Here is a 15,441-nt window from a genome sequence, read left to right on the forward strand (position 1 = left end):
CGACCTGCTTGGCGAATGAATTCGCCCCCACGAGAGCCATTCGGGCCTTTCTGTGGGGGCGATTTCAAACGCGATGGGCCGCATGGCGGCCCCAGGGATTCACCACGCGCACGACGGTTCGAAGCTGTCGGCCCGCGCCATTGCCCACATGCGTTCGTAGAAGTCCGCCTCGATCTTGTCCTTGAGCAGGTCCCCCGGCTTGAGGAAGACGTGGATCTGCGAGAACAGGCGAATCTCCTTTTCCGAAACGCGCCGTACCAGGTGGCGGGGTTCGAGCTGGTTGGGGTGTTCCAGGCCAGCGGCGGCGAGCATCTCGGCCAGGGCCTTCAGCGTACTGCGGTGGAACATATGCACCCGCTGGGCCTTGTCCGGCACCACCAGGGCGCGCTGGCGCAGCTTGTCCTGGGTGGCGACGCCAGTGGGGCATTTGTTCGTGTGGCAGCTCTGCGACTGGATGCAGCCGATGGCGAACATGAAGCCCCGCGCCGAGTTGGCCCAGTCGGCGCCGATGGCCAGCACGCTGGCGATGTCGAAGGCGCTGATGATCTTGCCGCTGGCGCCCAGCTTGATCTTGTCCCGCAGGTTCAGCCCCACCAGGGTGTTGTGCACGAACAACAGCCCTTCGCGCAGCGGCACGCCGATGTGGTCGGTGAATTCCAGCGGGGCTGCGCCGGTTCCGCCTTCCTTGCCGTCGACCACGATGAAGTCGGGAAGGATGCCGGTCTCCAGCATGGCCTTGGCGATGCCCATGAATTCCCACGGGTGGCCGAGGCAGAACTTGAAGCCCACCGGCTTGCCACCCGACAGCTCTCGCAACTTCGCGATGAACTGCATCATCTCGATGGGGGTGGAAAAGGCGCTGTGGCGCGAGGGCGAGATGCAGTCCTCGCCCATGGGCACGCCTCGGGTAAGGGAGATTTCCTCGGTGACCTTGTGCTTGGGCAGGATGCCGCCGTGGCCGGGCTTGGCGCCCTGGGATAGCTTGATTTCGATCATCCGCACCTGGGGGTTACGGGCCTGGGTGGCGAAGCGTTCCGGGTCGAACTTGCCGTCGCTGGTGCGGCAGCCGAAGTAGCCGCTGCCCAGTTCCCAGACCAGGTCACCGCCGTTTTCGCGGTGGTAGGGGCTGATGCTGCCTTCGCCGGTGTCGTGATAGAAGTTGCCGAGCTTGGCGCCACGGTTCAGCGCGCGGATGGCGTTGGCGCTGAGGGAGCCGAAGCTCATGGCCGAGATGTTGAACACCGAGGCCGAATAGGGCTGGGCGCACTGCGGCCCGCCCACCAGCACGCGGAAGGCGTGCGGGTCGCTGAGCGGCGCCGGGCGCATGGAATGGCCGATGAATTCGTAGCCGTTCTTGTACACGTCGATCAGGGTGCCGAAGGGCTTGTCGCCCCCTTCGTTCTTGGCCCGCGCATAGACCAGCGAACGCTGGGCGCGGGAGAAGGGCAGGCGGTCGTCGTCGGCTTCCAGCAGGTATTGGCGGATTTCCGGGCGGATGCCTTCGACCAGGTAGCGGATGTTGCCGAGGATGGGGTAGTTGCGGCGCACGGCATGGCGCGACTGCAGCAGGTCGAACACCCCCAGCAGGCTGAGCGCAGCACCCAGCAGAGTAAGCGGCCAGACCCAGTCGTGGTCGGTGAAGGGCAGGCTGAAGAGGGTGAACAGCACGCAGAAGGTGAAGAAGGCGTAGCGGCTCAGCAGCGAAAGGCTCATGCGGACTCCTTGTTTGAGGTACCGGCACAGGGTAGTGCGAATCCGCGGGAATTGCTTTGCCGGGGCTGAAACATGAGGTGTAGGACGACGACGCTGCATACGTGGTCGGGAAAATCTGTGAGCGAATTCATTCGCGAAATGGCCAGGCACCGAGCCGGCCTGAAATGGCCCTCACCCCAACCCACTCCCGGGGGGAGAGGGGGCAGCCCGTGCGCGGGACAGGTTTGAGTCTCTTCTGCTGGCGAAAAGAAAACGGCCCCGAAGGGCCGTTTCCTTTTGACAGCGAGGCGTCAACCGCCGAGGTAGGCGTCGCGGACCTTGGGGTCGTTGAGCAGGTCGTCGCCGCTACCCTGCATGACGATGCGTCCGTTCTCCAGCACGTAGCCACGGTCGGCCAGCTTGAGCGCCTGGTTGGCGTTCTGTTCCACCAGGAAGATGGTCACGCCGTCCTTACGCAACTGTTCGATGATGTCGAAGATCTGCTGGATGATGATGGGCGCAAGGCCGAGCGACGGTTCGTCGAGCAGCAGCAGCTTGGGCTTGCTCATCAGCGCGCGGCCGATGGCGAGCATCTGCTGTTCGCCGCCGGACATGGTGCCGGCGCGCTGCTCGAAACGCTCCTTCAGGCGCGGGAACAGGTGCAGCACCTTGTCCATCTGCTCCTGGAAGTCGCCCTTGGCGGTGAAGAAGCCGCCCATGGCCAGGTTTTCTTCGACGGTCAGGCGGGCGAACACGCGGCGGCCTTCCGGCACGACGGCGATGCTCTTGCGCATGATGTCGCAGGATTCCTGGCCCACCAGCTCTTCGCCTTCATAGCGAATGCTGCCGCTGGCCGCGCGCGGCGAGCCGCACAGGGTCATCAGCAGGGTCGACTTGCCGGCGCCGTTGGCGCCGATCAGGGTGACGATCTCGCCTTTCTTCACTTCCATGCTGACGCCGTGCAGCGCCTGGATCTTGCCGTAGAAGGTGGAAACCTTGTCGAAAGTAAGCATGGCTCAGGCCTCCCCCAGATAGGCTTTGATCACGTCGGGGTTGTTGCGGATCTGCTCCGGCGTGCCGTCGGCCAGGGGGGTGCCCTGGTTGATCACATAGATGTGGTCGGAAATGCTCATCACCAGCTTCATGTCGTGCTCGATCAACAGCACGGTCACGTTGTGCTCGTTACGCAGCATGGCGATCAGCGCCTTGAGGTCGTCGGTCTCACGCGGGTTGAGGCCGGCGGCCGGCTCGTCGAGCATCAGGATGCGCGGACGGGTCATCATGCAGCGGGCGATTTCCAGGCGACGTTGCTGACCGTAGGCCAGGGTGCCGGCCGGGCGGTTGGCAACTTCGGTCAGGTTGACCTTGTCCAGCCAGTGGGCAGCGTAGTCCATGGCCGCGCGTTCGCTCTTGCGGAAGCCCGGAGTCTTCAAGAGGCCAGCGAGGAAGTTGGTGTTGAGGTGGCGGTGCTGGGCGACCAGCAGGTTCTCCACCGCAGTCATTTCCTTGAACAGGCGGACGTTCTGGAAGGTCCGCACCACGCCTTTGCGCGCGATCTTGTGGCCCGGCAGGGCTTCGATCTGCTCGCCATCCAGGCGGATGCTGCCGGAGGTCGGCTGATAGAAGCCGGTCAGGCAGTTGAACACGGTGGTCTTGCCGGCGCCGTTCGGGCCGATCATGGAGACGACTTGTTTTTCCTGAACGGTCAGACCCACCCCGTTGACGGCCAGCAGGCCGCCGAAGCGCATGGTGAGACCGCTTACTTCGAGAATCGCGCGGCTCATTGTTTCAGCTCCAGGTGGGGACGTTGCATTGGCAGCAGGCCTTGCGGGCGCCAGATCATCATCAGCACCATCAGGGCGCCGAACATCAGCATCCGGTACTCGCTGAACTCACGCATGAGTTCGGGCAGCAGGATCATCACGATGGCCGCGAGGATCACACCCAACTGGGAGCCCAGACCACCCAGCACGACGATGGCGAGGATGGTCGCCGACTCGATGAAGGTGAAGGACTCGGGCGTCACCAGGCCCTGGCGTGCGGCGAAGAAGCTGCCGGCAAAGCCCGCGAAGCAGGCGCCCAGGGTGAAGGCGGAGAGTTTGATGACGGTGGGGTTCAGGCCCAGTGCGCGGCAGGCGATCTCGTCTTCGCGCAGGGCTTCCCAGGCACGGCCGAGCGGCATGCGCAGCAGGCGGTTGATCACGAACAGGGCCAGCAGGGCCAGCAGCAGGGCGACCAGGTAGAGGAAGACCACCTTGTTCACCGAGTTGTAGGCAAAGCCGAAGTATTCGTGGAAGGTCTGCAGGCCTTCTTCGGCACGGCGCTCGAAGGACAGGCCGAAGAGGGTCGGCTTGTCGATGTTGCTGATGCCGTTCGGGCCGCCGGTGAGCCAGGTCAGGTTACGCAGCAGGATACGGATGATCTCGCCGAAGCCCAGGGTCACGATGGCCAGGTAGTCACCGCGCAGGCGCAGTACCGGGAAGCCGAGGATGAAGCCGAAGAAGGCTGCCATCAGGCCGGCGATCGGTAGGCACACCCAGAAACCCAGGCCGTAGTAGTGCGAGAGCAGCGCGTAGCTGTAGGCGCCGACGGCGTAGAAGCCGACGTAACCCAGGTCCAGCAGGCCCGCCAGGCCGACCACGATGTTCAGGCCAAGGCCGAGCAGTACGTAGATCAGGATCAGGGTGGCGATGTCCACTGCGCCGCGGGAGCCGAAGAACGGCCAGACCAGGGCGACCACGATCAGGCCGAGGATGACCCAGCGCTGGGTGGAGGGCAGGGTGAGGAAGTTCGCCGTGCCCTTGGACATGCTCGGCAGCTTGGGCGCGGAGGCCCAGGCGCCCTGCACCTTGTCGCGCATCAGTTGCCAGAAGAACATGGCCACGGCGCACGCCGCGATGGTCAGCAGGGTCGCGGTATTGGCGCCGGTGACCACCAGGCCCACGCCGACGACGCTGAGTTTCAGGCCGAGGACCGGGTAGGCGACGGCCAGTACCAGCAGGGCGCTGAAGAATGCCGTTTTGAGTCGAGTATTCATACCTTCTCCACCTCCGGACGGCCAAGGATGCCGGTCGGCCGGAACAACAGGACCAGAACCAGCAGGCTGAAGGCCACGACGTCCTTGTACTGGTCGCCGAAGATGTCGGCGCCGAAGGCCTCGGCTACACCCAGCACCAGGCCGCCGAGCATGGCGCCCGGAATGCTGCCGATGCCGCCGAGTACCGCTGCGGTGAAGGCCTTGATACCGGCGAGGAAGCCGATATGCGGGTTGATCACACCGTATTGCATGCCCAGCAGCACCGCGGCCACGGCGGCCAGGGTGGCGCCGATGACGAAGGTCAGGGCGATGATGTTGTTGGTGTTGATGCCCAGCAGGTTGGCCATCCTGATGTCTTCGGCGCAGGCGCGGCAGGCACGGCCCAGGCGCGAACGGGAGATGAACAGGGTGAGGCCGTACATGACCAGGAAGGTGACCACGAAGATCAGGATCTGCATGTAGGAGATCACCACGCCATTCATGGTGCTCTCGCCAATCACGAAGTTGCCCGGGATCAGGTTGGGGATCGCCTTGTCCTTGGAGTCCTGGGTCAGCAGTACTTCGTTCTGCAGGAAGATCGACATACCGATCGCGGAGATCAGCGGGATCAGGCGGTTACTGCCGCGAAGGGGGCGGTAGGCGACCCGTTCGATGCTGTAACCGTAGGCGCTTGCAACGATGATGCTCGCGGCGAAGGCCGCGATGATGACGACTGGAAGGCTTTCCAGACCGAGCATGGTAAGCCCGGCAATCACGATGAAGGCTACGTACGAGCCGATCATGTAAACCTCGCCGTGGGCGAAGTTGATCATGCCGATGATGCCGTAGACCATGGTGTAGCCGATGGCGATCAGGGCATAGGTGCTGCCAACGGTAAGACCGTTAACCAGCTGTTGCAGATAGTGGTAGAGATCAGGCATTCCCTAACTCCTCGGGCATCACGAAAAGCGGCGCTTGTGGCGCAGCGGAGCCCGTAAAACACGGATAGACAAAGCCCACTGCCTGAGCAGTGGGCTTTGCGTTCTGGCGGGAAGCTTATTTAGCTTCGGTCTTGGTGCCGTCCTTGTGCCACTCGTAAACCACGAAGCTGAAGTCCTTCAGATCGCCCTTCTCGTCGAAGGCCAGGGTACCGGTCGGGGTATCGAACGAGTTGGCGCGCAGGGCAGCAGCGACCTTGGTGGTGTCGTCTTCGCCGGCAATCTTGATGCCGTCGGCGATGACTTTCACGGCGGCGTAGGCCGGGAACACGAACGGACCGCTCGGGTCTTCGTTCTTGGCCTTGAAGGCTTCTACCAGGGCCTGGTTCTTCGGATCCTGGTCGAAGGACTTCGGCAGGGTGACCAGCAGGCCTTCGGAAGCCGGGCCAGCGATGGCGGACAGTTCCTTGTTGCCTACGCCTTCCGGACCCATGAAGCGGACCTTCAGGCCTTTTTCAGCCGACTGGCGCAGCAGCAGGCCCAGTTCCGGGTGGTAGCCGCCGTAGTAGACGAAGTCCACGCCGTTCTGCTTCAGCTTGGCAATGATGGTGGAGAAGTCCTTGTCGCCGGCGTTGATGCCTTCGAACAGCGGAACCTTGACGCCCTTGGCTTCCAGGGTCTGCTTCACGGCAGTGGCGATACCTTCGCCGTACTGCTGCTTGTCGTGGAGGACGGCAACGGACTTCGGCTTGATATTGTCGGCGATGAAGTTGCCGGCGGTCGGGCCTTGCAGGCTGTCGAGGCCGATGGTGCGGAACACCAGCTGGTAACCACGGGAGGTGATGTCCGGGCTGGTGGAGGCGGCGGTGATCATCAGGACGCCTTCGTCTTCATAGATGTCGGACGCGGGCTGGGTGGAGCTGGAGCAGAGGTGGCCAACCACGTAGTGAATACCGTCGTTGACGATCTTGTTGGCTACGGCGACGGCCTGTTTCGGATCGCACGCATCGTCGTACACCACGCCTTCGAGCTGAGCGCCGTTCACCCCGCCGGCCTTGTTGATCTGCTCGATCGCCATCTTGGCGCCAATGAATTGCATCTCACCGTACTGGGCAACCGCACCGGTCACCGGGCCGGCCAGGGCGATCTTGATGGTATCGGCTGCTACGGAGTAGCTGGCGACACCGGCTAGAGCCATGGCGGCGAACAGTTTGGAAATCTGCTTGGTAGCCTTGTTCATAGTGCTCCACTCTTGTGTTTTTCGTTGTTGTTGTCCTGTTTGCCGGAGCTACGGGACAGGGAGTTGCACCCCGCCAACACCCCCCGGCAACTGTACCGGAACAGTGTAGATTGCTGATTTGCGGCTTGAAAAGTCGGGTTGTAATGGCGGAATGATCTTGTGTCGCTTAATCGAAACAAACGTATAGAAATACGGCGTGCCTTGAGAGTGGTTGGTGGCGTCGGGCCAGGCTTGTCTGAAAGTTGACCGACGCTATCATTGCGCCCCCCAATCCTTTCGTTACCAACCAACTCAAAACAAGCCATGAACGATAACGCTAGCACCCTCTATGCCAAGCTGCTCGGCGAAACCGCCTCCATCACCTGGGAAGAGCTGCAGCCCTTCTTCGCCCGTGGCGCGCTGCTCTGGGTGGATGGCGCCGAAGACCTGGTAGGCGTGGCGCTGGCCGTGGCCGAAGACGACAAGGCCCGGGTTTCGGCCCTGCTGGCCGAAGGCAAGCTGAGCAAGGTCGAGGAGTCCCGTGCCCAGGACCTGCTGGCGCGTGACCCGAAACTCTGGGCTGTAGTAGTCGCACCCTGGGTATTGATCCAGGAGCGGGACGAGGCGCCTACCCGTCACTGACGGAGCGCCCGAATGGAGGCCAGGGAAGGCGTCCAGAAGTGTGCCGGCCGCCTGATCGCGCACTGATCAGGGGCAACCGGCGAATCTGGTGGGGCGAGCTAGACTGAACCCACCTTCTACTTCCATCTGATAGCAACAGGGAGCGTCATCATGTTCGAACCAGGCCATGTACATCGGTCTAGCTTGCCCGGAATGCCGGGACAGAAGTTCTCCATCGACGTTTATTACGAAGCGCGTCCGAATGCGAAGGAAGGCACCATGCTGCATTTCCGCATGGTGGGTGAAATCGACGGCAGGCAATTCTCGGAAGAGTTCGAGATGCATCGCGATACGGCGTTCAATTTCGCCAGCATCATTTCCAAGGTGGCGATGAAGAACGGGTTGCACCCCAACACTACGCTGATCATGCGTGACCACAAGGAATACGACAAAATCTTCGAAGACATTCGCCGCGTTCTCGGCGCTGCGCCGGGTGAGACGGTGAACCTCGACCATCTGCAGAAGGACGGTCTCTGACCGACTACCTGCCCAGGCAATTCAGCTTGGGTTCTTCCTGTGGGGGCGATTGAAATCACCCTCACAGTCTTGCCCACCTATGCGCTGACCCAGCGCTGGCGCATCCAGCCACTCAAGGCATCCACACCCAGCACGAGCACCAGCATGGCGAGGATCACGCTGGCGGCCTGGGCTTCCTGGAACAGTGACAGGCTCATGTAGAGCATCTGCCCGAGGCCACCGGCGCCAACGAAGCCCAGCACGCTGGCCATGCGGATGTTGTTCTCCCAGCGATAGAGCATGTAGGCCACCAGTTGCGGCCAGACTGCCGGCAGGGTGCCGTAGCAGAAGGCGGTGATGCGTCCGCCGCCGTTCAGGCGGATGGCTTCGGCCGGTTCCGCCGGGGTGTTTTCCAGGGCTTCGGCAAACAGCCGGCCGAGCACGCCAGCGGTATGCAGGGCCAGGGCCAGGGTGCCGGCGTTTGGGCCGAGGCCGGCAGCCAGCACCATCAACGCTGCCCAGACCAGTTCCGGCACGGCACGCAGGGCGTTGAGCACCAGCCGCGCGCCACCCTGGGCAACACTGCCGAAGCGGCCGGCGGCGGGGATGGCGAAGAGCATCCCCAGCAAGGCTGCCAGCAGGGTGCCCAAGGCCGACATGGCGAGGGTTTCCATGGCACCCCAGCCGATGGCGGCAAGATGCGCTGTGGACAGGTCGGGCTTGAGGAAGCGCGCCGCGTAGCTGCCCATCTGTTGCAGGGCATCGCCACCGACCAGCGCGCCGAGATCGATGCCCAGCCATATGAAGGAAGTGATCGCCGCCGCCAGCAGGGCGAGCAGCACGAGGAAATTGCCCGTCCTCACGCGAACCTCCCGCGCAGGAAGCGGCTGAGCAGGTCGGCCAGGAATACCAGGAGGAGGAAGGTCAACAGCATGCTGGCGACTTCACCGCCGGCGAACATGCGCATGGACAGGTCCATCTGCTGGCCCAGGCCACCGGCACCGACGAACCCCATCACCACCGAAGCGCGCACCGCGCATTCCCAGCGGTAGACGGTGTAGGAAATCATCTCCGCCGCCGCACTGGGCAGCACCCCGTAGGCGAACGCGGCCAGGCGCGGGCTGCCGGCGGCGAGCAGGGCGCGGGTGGGACGCGGGTCGACGGATTCGAAGATTTCCGCATAGACCTTGCCGAGCATGCCGCTGTAGGTGATGGCGATGGCCAGCACCCCGGCGGTCGGGCCCAGGCCCACGGCGCGGACGAAGAGCAGCGCCCAGACGATTTCCGGCACGCTGCGCAGGAAAATCAGCAGTCCGCGCACCGGCCAGCGCAGGGCCTGCGCCCACCAGGCCGGGCGACCGCCACGGGCCAGGGCGGACAGCGACAGCGCACGGCTGGCCCAGAGCGAAGCGGGCAGGGCGATCAGCAGCGCCAGGCTCATGCCGGCGGTGGCGATGGCCAGGGTTTCCAGGGTGGAGCGGCCCAGCAGCAGGAGGAAGTCCCCACTGTGTTCCGGAGGCCAGAAGCCGGAGAGAAACTGCCCCATGGTGCGGGCGTTGCCTTCATCCAGCAGGACGGCCGGGTTCAGCTCGCTCAGTTCCAGGCCGGGCCAGAGCAGCACCACGGCCAGCACGGTGAGCAGCAGCCGGGGCAGTGCCGCGGGGTCGCGAGGGGCGGTATTCAGCATCGCGGGATATGCAGCGCCGGGGCGGCCACGGGCGGCGAGGACGGCACGTTGCCGCGCAGCTGCTCGTTGGCGTAGAGGGCGTCCAGGTCGGCCTGGCTCACGGCCTCGCGGGGACGGTCGAAGGCGATGCGGCCATCGCGTACGCCGACGATGCGCGGGAAGTGCGCCAGCGCCAGGTCCACCGCGTGCAGGCTGGCCAGCAGGGTGACGCCACGGCGGCTGGCGTCGGCGCAGAGCACGCCGAGGGTGTGGTCGGCCAGCACCGGGTCCATGGCGGAAACCGGTTCGTCGGCCAGGATCAGCTCCGGCGTCTGGTAGAGCACGCGGGCGATGCCCACGCGCTGCAGTTGGCCACCGGAGAGCTGGTCGCAGCGCTGGAAGAGCTTGTCGGCAAGGTCGAGGCGCGCCAGGGCGGCCTGGGCGCCAGCGCTGTCCAGCGGGTGCAGCAGGTTGAGCAAGCCCTTGGCCAGGGACCATTGGCCGAGCTTGCCGGCCAGCACGGCGGTGACCACCCGCTGGCGCGGCGGAATCGGCGGGGCTTGGTGCACCAGACCAATGTGCGCGCGCAGGCGCTGGCGCGCCCGCGGGGATAGCGACCAGGGCGCGCTGCCGAGCAACTGGAGCTGCCCGGCAGACGGCTTGAGGCTGGTGGCCAGCAGGCGCAGCAGGCTGGTCTTGCCGGCACCGGACGGGCCGATGATGGCGACCCGCTCGCCGTCGGCGACGTTCAGGTCGATACCTCGGAGCGCCGGATGGCCGTTGGCGTGGATCAGGTCCACGCCATGCAGCGACAGGCTCACTTCAAGAGGCCGGCCGAGCGTGCGGCTTCCTCGATGCCCTGGTAGTTCTCGGGCTTGGTCGGAATGAAGCGGCTGGCGGCCTGCAAGTCGAGGATCGCCTTGTGCTCCGGGTTGGCCGGGTCGAGGGCGAGGAAGGCCTGCTTGATCTTCTCGGCCAGTGCCGGGTCGAGGGTGCCGCGCACGGTCCAGTTGTAGTCGTAGTAGGTCGGCGTGGTGGCGAAGACCTTCACCTTGTCGGTGTCGACCTTGCCGGAGTCCACCAGTTTCTGCCAGACGCTGGCGTTGAGCACGCCGGCATCCACCTTGCCGGCCTGGACCCAGGCCACGGTGGCGTCGTGGGCGCCGGAGTAGGCGACGCGGGAGAAGTACTGCTCGGGAACGATGCCGTCCTTCTGCATGAAATAGCGCGGCATCAGGCTGCCGGAGGTGGAGGACACCGAACCGAAGGCGAAGGTCTTGCCCTTGAGGTCCTGCAGGGACTGCACCGCCGGGTCGGCGCTGATGAACTTGCTGGTGAACTGCTCGTCCTGTTCACGCTGTACCAGCGGGATGGCGTTGCCGGTCTTCAGGCGGGCCTGGACGAAGGTGAAGCCGCCGAGCCAGGCCATGTCCAGGCGGTCGGCCGCCAGGGATTCGACCACGGCGGCATAGTCGGCCACGGGTACGAACTCGACCTTCATGTCCAGTTGCTGCTCGAGGTAGGCGCCGAGCGGCTTGAACTTGCGCAGCAGTTCAGTGGGGGCTTCATCGGGAATGGCCGAAACCTTGAGGACGTCGGCGGCCTGGGAGACGACAGCGGAAACGGACAGCGCGATGCCTGCCACAAGGGCGAGAGAGCGTTTGAACATGGGATTCTCCGGTTCAATAGCGGAAAAGGCAGGCGGATTATAGTTATCGCGCGTTGGCATGGAAGCTTCACGTTGCCGAGCAGGCGTTTAAGATGTGGGTTTCGCCAAATGCACGGAGTTCTGGCATGACCGATTCGTTGCCTTCCATCGCCTTCGCAGGTATCGGCCTGATGGGCCTTCCGATGACCCGTCGCCTGCTGGCCGCGGGCTTTCCGCTGACAGTGTGGAACCGATCCCCGGAGAAATGCGTCTCCCTGGTGGAACAGGGCGCCCGCTGCGTGAAGACCCCGGCAGAGCTCTGCGCCGAGGCCGATATCGTCATGCTCTGCCTGGCCGATACCCGCGTGGTGCGCAAGGTGGTGTTCGGCGAGGGCGGCATAGCCGAAGGCGCGAAACCGGGCCAGCTGCTGGTGGACTTTTCCAGCCTGGAACCGGCCGCCACCCGCGAGATGGCCGCCGAACTGGAAGCCCGCACCGGCATGCGCTGGATGGATGCCCCGGTCTCCGGCGGCACCCCGGGCGCCGAGGCTGGCACCCTGGCGATCATGGCCGGCGGTCATGAGGACGACGTGGAACGGGTCCGGCCGATCCTTGCGCATCTGGGCCAGCGCCTGACCCGCATGGGCCCGGTGGGGGCCGGCCAGGTGACCAAGGTGTGCAACCAGATGATCGTGGCCTGCAATGCCCTGGTGATCGCCGAAGTGGTGGCCCTGGCGGAAAAGGCCGGGGTGGACGCCAGCCTGATCGCACCGGCCCTGGCCGGAGGTTTCGCCGATTCCAAACCCCTGCAGATCCTCGGGCCGCAGATGGCCGAGAGCCGCTTCGAGCCCATCAAGTGGCACGTGCGCACCCTGCTGAAGGACCTGGACACCGCCGTGCGGCTGTCCCGCGAACATGACTCGGCCACGCCCATCAGCGGCCTGGCGGCGCAACTGATGCGCTTGCACGGCAGCCAGGGCAATCTGGAGCGTGATCCGGCTACGCTGGTGGAAATGTACCGGGAGAATCACTGATGAAGATCGCCGCCAACCTGTCCCTGCTGTTCACTGACCGCCCGTTGATCGAGCGTGTCATCGCTGCCCGCGTCGCCGGATTCGATGGCGTCGAGGTGCAGTTTCCCTACGAGTTGCCGGCGATCCGCATGAAGGAAGTGCTGGAGGCGGCCGGCTTGCCGCTGATCCTGTTCAACCTGCCGGCCGGCGACCTGATGGAAGGCGGCCCGGGCCTGGCCGCGGTGCCGGAGCGCCAGGAACAGTTCGACGACGCGCTGGAACAGGCGCTTTCCTACGCCGCCATGACCCGGCCGCGCTTCGTCAACGTGCTGGCCGGGCGCCAGGCCGAGGGCGTCAGCCGCGACCGAGCGCTGGCCTGCCTCGCGGCCAACCTGCGCAAGACCGCCGAAGCCTTCGCCGTGCTGCATATCGGTGTGGTCTGCGAGGCGATCAACCCGCTGGACATGCCGGGATTCCTGATCAACACCCCGGAGCAACTGGACCAATTGCTGCGGGATGTCGATCACCCCAACCTGCAAGCGCAGTACGACCTCTATCATATGGCCCGCCAGGGCGTGGATGCGGCGGCGGGCATCCGCCTGCTGGCCGGGCGCATCGGCCATGTGCAGTTCGCCGATTGCCCCGGCCGAGGCGAGCCGGGCTCGGGCAATGCCGACTTCGGTCCGGCCCTGCGGGCCTTGCAGGAAGACGATTATCCCGGCTGGCTGGGCGCCGAATACAAGCCCACTGGCGTCACCGCCGAGACCCTCGGCTGGCTGCCGGAGTGGAAGGCCAGGCTGGCCTGAACCAACGAACACGACCTTTGTCGGGGCGAATTCATTCGCTGAGCGGACCGCCAGGTTCGGCGATGGATGCAATCGGTGGGCGCGGTGCGCCCATTAGCGAATGAATTCGCCCCCACGGAAAACTGATTCAGCTTCTGTAAGAGAGACCCAGATGACCGACCCTATCCGCCTGACCCAGTACAGCCATGGCGCTGGCTGCGGCTGCAAGATTTCCCCCAAGGTGCTGGAAGTGATCCTCGCCGGCAGCGGCGCGCAGAACCTCGACCCGAAGCTCTGGGTGGGCAATGCCTCCAAGGACGACGCGGCGGTCTATGCGCTGGACGATGAACGCGGCGTGGTGTCCACCACCGATTTCTTCATGCCGATCGTCGACGATCCCTATGATTTCGGCCGTATCGCCGCCACCAACGCCATCAGCGACATCTACGCCATGGGCGGCGACCCGCTGATGGCCATCGCCATCCTCGGCTGGCCGGTGAACCTGCTACCGCCGGAAGTGGCCCGCGACGTGATACGCGGCGGTCGCTCGGTATGCGATGACGCAGGTATCCCGCTGGCCGGCGGACACTCCATCGATGCCCCGGAACCGATCTTCGGCCTGGCCGTCACCGGCGTGGTGGACAAGCGCAACATGAAGCGCAACGACACCGCCAGCGCCGGCTGCAAGCTATACCTGACCAAGCCGCTGGGGATCGGCATCCTCACCACCGCGGAGAAGAAGGGCAAGCTGCGCGAGACCGACGTGGGCCTGGCCCGCGACTGGATGTGCACCCTGAACAAGCCCGGCAGCCGCTTCGGCAAGCTGGCGGGGGTCACCGCCATGACCGACGTGACCGGCTTCGGCCTGCTCGGCCACCTGGTGGAAATGGCCGACGGCAGCGGCCTGACCGCCCGTATCGACTACGCCAAGGTACCCAGCCTGCCCGGTGTCGAGTACTACCTGGAACAGGGCTGCGTGCCCGGCGGCACCCTGCGCAACTTCGACAGCTACGGTCATCGCCTGGCGCCGCTGGCCGAGGTGCAGAAGCTGCTGCTCTGCGATCCGCAGACCAGCGGTGGCCTGCTGGTGGCGGTGACGCCGGACGGCGAGGCGGAGTTCCTTGCCGTGGCCGAGGAACTCGGCCTGCAACTGGCGCCGATCGGCCAGCTGTACGAGCGACAGAGTCTCGCGGTAGAGGTGTTCTGATGCGTCCCGATACCTCGAACTACCGCGAAATCTTTCTCAACGACGTGCCCATGATGGATGCCCGCGCCCCCGTGGAATTCGCCAAGGGCGCCTTCCCACACACGGTCAACCTGCCGCTGATGAACGACATCGAGCGGCAGAAGGTGGGCACCTGCTACAAGCAGCATGGCCAGGAAGCCGCCATCGCCCTGGGCCACCAGCTGGTCAGCGGCGACATCAAGGCCGAGCGCATCGAGGCCTGGGCTGCCTTCGCCCGCGCCAATCCCCTGGGTTATCTCTACTGCTTCCGTGGCGGCCTGCGCTCGCAACTGGTCCAGCAATGGCTGAAGACCGAAGCGGGCATCGAGTATCCACGGGTGAAGGGCGGCTACAAGGCGATGCGGACCTTCCTCCTGGAAACCACCCAGCAGGCGGTGGAGCAGTGCGACTTCGTGCTGGTGGGCGGCCTGACCGGCACCGGCAAGACTGACGTGATCACCCAGCTGGCCAACAGCCTGGACCTGGAAGGCCATGCCAACCACCGTGGCTCCAGCTTTGGCAAACGCGCCACGCCGCAGCCGGCGCAGATCGATTTCGAAAACCGCCTGGCCATCGACATCCTGAAGAAGCGTGCCGCCGGCCATGAACAGTTCGTGCTGGAAGACGAAGGGCGCATCGTCGGCAGTTGTTCCGTGCCGCTGGAGCTCTACCAGGGCATGCAGAACTACCCGCTGGTGTGGCTTGACGACAGTTTCGAGGACCGCGTCGAGCGCATCCTGCGCGACTACGTGGTGAACCTGTGCGCCGAGTTCATCGACACCCACGGTGCCGACCACGGCTTTGCCCGATTCGCCGCGCGCATGCGCCAGAGCCTGGCGAACATCGTCAAGCGCCTGGGCGGCGAGCGTCACCAGCGCATGTCGGCGCTGATGGACCAGGCCCTGGCCGAGCAGGAGGCCACCGGCAAGGTGGACCTGCATCGCGCCTGGATCGAAGGGCTGCTGCGCGAGTATTACGACCCCATGTACGCCTTCCAGCGCGAGAGCAAGGCGTCGCGCATTGAGTTCGCCGGGGAACAGGCGGCGGTGCTGGAATACCTGCGTCAGCGTGAACGGGCACGGGCCCGCGCGGGCTGACCGAA

At 64.9% G+C, this 15,441-nt stretch carries 16 protein-coding genes; 6 read left to right on the forward strand and 10 right to left on the reverse strand.

What is annotated here, in order from left to right; translation table 11 throughout:
• Positions 1-99 precede the first annotated feature (99 nt).
• The 6 genes from ACFW0B_RS04145 to ACFW0B_RS04170 all read right to left on the reverse strand — a co-directional run bounded on the left by ACFW0B_RS04145 (position 100) and on the right by ACFW0B_RS04170 (position 6,886).
• Positions 100-1,713, reverse strand: coding sequence for an FMN-binding glutamate synthase family protein (locus ACFW0B_RS04145; protein ID WP_449146685.1), 1,614 nt, complete (start codon positions 1,711-1,713; stop codon positions 100-102).
• Positions 1,714-2,003: 290 nt separating this feature from the next.
• Complete coding sequence (locus tag ACFW0B_RS04150; protein WP_449146686.1) at positions 2,004-2,705, reverse strand: ABC transporter ATP-binding protein; 702 nt, start codon at positions 2,703-2,705, stop codon at positions 2,004-2,006.
• Between the two features lie 3 nt (positions 2,706-2,708).
• Positions 2,709-3,476, reverse strand: a complete 768-nt coding sequence (gene livG / locus ACFW0B_RS04155; protein WP_449146687.1) for a high-affinity branched-chain amino acid ABC transporter ATP-binding protein LivG — start codon at positions 3,474-3,476, stop codon at positions 2,709-2,711.
• Positions 3,473-4,729 carry a high-affinity branched-chain amino acid ABC transporter permease LivM gene (locus tag ACFW0B_RS04160; RefSeq protein ID WP_449146688.1) on the reverse strand — a complete coding sequence of 419 codons (1,257 nt, stop codon included), beginning with the start codon at positions 4,727-4,729 and terminating at the stop codon, positions 3,473-3,475. The genes livG and ACFW0B_RS04160 overlap by 4 nt, the downstream gene beginning before the upstream one ends.
• Positions 4,726-5,649 (reverse strand): high-affinity branched-chain amino acid ABC transporter permease LivH, encoded by a 924-nt coding sequence (livH, locus tag ACFW0B_RS04165; RefSeq protein ID WP_449146689.1) that lies wholly within the window; start codon positions 5,647-5,649, stop codon positions 4,726-4,728. The genes ACFW0B_RS04160 and livH overlap by 4 nt, the downstream gene beginning before the upstream one ends.
• Before the next feature lie 115 nt (positions 5,650-5,764).
• The gene (locus ACFW0B_RS04170) at positions 5,765-6,886 is read right to left on the reverse strand and encodes a branched-chain amino acid ABC transporter substrate-binding protein (RefSeq protein ID WP_449146690.1); all 1,122 of its coding nucleotides are present in this window, start codon (positions 6,884-6,886) and stop codon (positions 5,765-5,767) included.
• A gap of 303 nt (positions 6,887-7,189) precedes the next feature.
• Between ACFW0B_RS04170 and ACFW0B_RS04175 the strand changes: the two genes are divergently transcribed.
• Positions 7,190-7,507, forward strand: a complete 318-nt coding sequence (locus ACFW0B_RS04175; RefSeq protein ID WP_449146691.1) for a DUF2288 domain-containing protein — start codon at positions 7,190-7,192, stop codon at positions 7,505-7,507.
• A gap of 150 nt (positions 7,508-7,657) precedes the next feature.
• On the forward strand, positions 7,658-8,023 hold the full coding sequence (locus ACFW0B_RS04180; RefSeq protein WP_449146692.1) for a DUF5064 family protein: 366 nt from the start codon (positions 7,658-7,660) through the stop codon (positions 8,021-8,023).
• Positions 8,024-8,100: 77 nt separating this feature from the next.
• Here ACFW0B_RS04180 and phnE read toward each other — a convergent pair whose 3' ends face one another.
• From phnE to ACFW0B_RS04200, 4 genes are read right to left on the reverse strand one after another with little or no spacing between them, the layout of a single operon-like run.
• Positions 8,101-8,865 carry a phosphonate ABC transporter, permease protein PhnE gene (gene phnE, locus ACFW0B_RS04185; RefSeq protein WP_449146693.1) on the reverse strand — a complete coding sequence of 255 codons (765 nt, stop codon included), beginning with the start codon at positions 8,863-8,865 and terminating at the stop codon, positions 8,101-8,103.
• Positions 8,862-9,689 (reverse strand): PhnE/PtxC family ABC transporter permease, encoded by an 828-nt coding sequence (locus ACFW0B_RS04190; protein WP_449146694.1) that lies wholly within the window; start codon positions 9,687-9,689, stop codon positions 8,862-8,864. The genes phnE and ACFW0B_RS04190 overlap by 4 nt, the downstream gene beginning before the upstream one ends.
• Positions 9,683-10,489 carry a phosphonate ABC transporter ATP-binding protein gene (locus ACFW0B_RS04195; RefSeq protein WP_449146695.1) on the reverse strand — a complete coding sequence of 269 codons (807 nt, stop codon included), beginning with the start codon at positions 10,487-10,489 and terminating at the stop codon, positions 9,683-9,685. Before ACFW0B_RS04195 ends, ACFW0B_RS04190 begins: the two co-directional genes overlap by 7 nt.
• Positions 10,486-11,337, reverse strand: coding sequence for a putative selenate ABC transporter substrate-binding protein (locus ACFW0B_RS04200; protein ID WP_449146696.1), 852 nt, complete (start codon positions 11,335-11,337; stop codon positions 10,486-10,488). Before ACFW0B_RS04200 ends, ACFW0B_RS04195 begins: the two co-directional genes overlap by 4 nt.
• Before the next feature lie 125 nt (positions 11,338-11,462).
• Here ACFW0B_RS04200 and ACFW0B_RS04205 point away from each other — a divergent pair, with 125 nt between their 5' ends.
• From ACFW0B_RS04205 to mnmH, 4 genes are all read left to right on the forward strand, one after another.
• Complete coding sequence (locus tag ACFW0B_RS04205; RefSeq protein WP_449146697.1) at positions 11,463-12,350, forward strand: NAD(P)-dependent oxidoreductase; 888 nt, start codon at positions 11,463-11,465, stop codon at positions 12,348-12,350.
• Positions 12,350-13,135 carry a hydroxypyruvate isomerase family protein gene (locus tag ACFW0B_RS04210; RefSeq protein WP_449146698.1) on the forward strand — a complete coding sequence of 262 codons (786 nt, stop codon included), beginning with the start codon at positions 12,350-12,352 and terminating at the stop codon, positions 13,133-13,135. The genes ACFW0B_RS04205 and ACFW0B_RS04210 overlap by 1 nt, the downstream gene beginning before the upstream one ends.
• A 151-nt stretch (positions 13,136-13,286) precedes the next feature.
• Positions 13,287-14,321: a selenide, water dikinase SelD gene (gene selD, locus ACFW0B_RS04215; RefSeq protein ID WP_449146699.1), complete on the forward strand. Its 1,035-nt coding sequence runs from the start codon at positions 13,287-13,289 to the stop codon at positions 14,319-14,321.
• Positions 14,321-15,436 (forward strand): tRNA 2-selenouridine(34) synthase MnmH, encoded by a 1,116-nt coding sequence (mnmH, locus tag ACFW0B_RS04220; RefSeq protein WP_449146700.1) that lies wholly within the window; start codon positions 14,321-14,323, stop codon positions 15,434-15,436. The genes selD and mnmH overlap by 1 nt, the downstream gene beginning before the upstream one ends.
• The last annotated feature ends 5 nt before the right edge of the window (positions 15,437-15,441 follow it).

The organism is Metapseudomonas phytobenefica (assembly GCF_043392685.1).
Classification (GTDB): Bacteria; Pseudomonadota; Gammaproteobacteria; order Pseudomonadales; family Pseudomonadaceae; genus Metapseudomonas.

What these genes read in the sequence shown, in the direction of transcription:
- livG (WP_449146687.1), bottom strand. Translation starts at nt 3,476, where the DNA reads ATGAGCCGCGCGATTCTCGAAGTAAGCGGTCTCACCATGCGCTTCGGC.
- ACFW0B_RS04175 (WP_449146691.1), top strand. Translation starts at nt 7,190, where the DNA reads ATGAACGATAACGCTAGCACCCTCTATGCCAAGCTGCTCGGCGAAACC.
- ACFW0B_RS04190 (WP_449146694.1), bottom strand. Translation starts at nt 9,689, where the DNA reads ATGCTGAATACCGCCCCTCGCGACCCCGCGGCACTGCCCCGGCTGCTG.
- ACFW0B_RS04150 (WP_449146686.1), bottom strand. Translation starts at nt 2,705, where the DNA reads ATGCTTACTTTCGACAAGGTTTCCACCTTCTACGGCAAGATCCAGGCG.
- ACFW0B_RS04180 (WP_449146692.1), top strand. Translation starts at nt 7,658, where the DNA reads ATGTTCGAACCAGGCCATGTACATCGGTCTAGCTTGCCCGGAATGCCG.
- ACFW0B_RS04145 (WP_449146685.1), bottom strand. Translation starts at nt 1,713, where the DNA reads ATGAGCCTTTCGCTGCTGAGCCGCTACGCCTTCTTCACCTTCTGCGTG.
- ACFW0B_RS04205 (WP_449146697.1), top strand. Translation starts at nt 11,463, where the DNA reads ATGACCGATTCGTTGCCTTCCATCGCCTTCGCAGGTATCGGCCTGATG.
- mnmH (WP_449146700.1), top strand. Translation starts at nt 14,321, where the DNA reads ATGCGTCCCGATACCTCGAACTACCGCGAAATCTTTCTCAACGACGTG.
- ACFW0B_RS04200 (WP_449146696.1), bottom strand. Translation starts at nt 11,337, where the DNA reads ATGTTCAAACGCTCTCTCGCCCTTGTGGCAGGCATCGCGCTGTCCGTT.
- ACFW0B_RS04160 (WP_449146688.1), bottom strand. Translation starts at nt 4,729, where the DNA reads ATGAATACTCGACTCAAAACGGCATTCTTCAGCGCCCTGCTGGTACTG.
- ACFW0B_RS04170 (WP_449146690.1), bottom strand. Translation starts at nt 6,886, where the DNA reads ATGAACAAGGCTACCAAGCAGATTTCCAAACTGTTCGCCGCCATGGCT.
- ACFW0B_RS04210 (WP_449146698.1), top strand. Translation starts at nt 12,350, where the DNA reads ATGAAGATCGCCGCCAACCTGTCCCTGCTGTTCACTGACCGCCCGTTG.
- livH (WP_449146689.1), bottom strand. Translation starts at nt 5,649, where the DNA reads ATGCCTGATCTCTACCACTATCTGCAACAGCTGGTTAACGGTCTTACC.
- selD (WP_449146699.1), top strand. Translation starts at nt 13,287, where the DNA reads ATGACCGACCCTATCCGCCTGACCCAGTACAGCCATGGCGCTGGCTGC.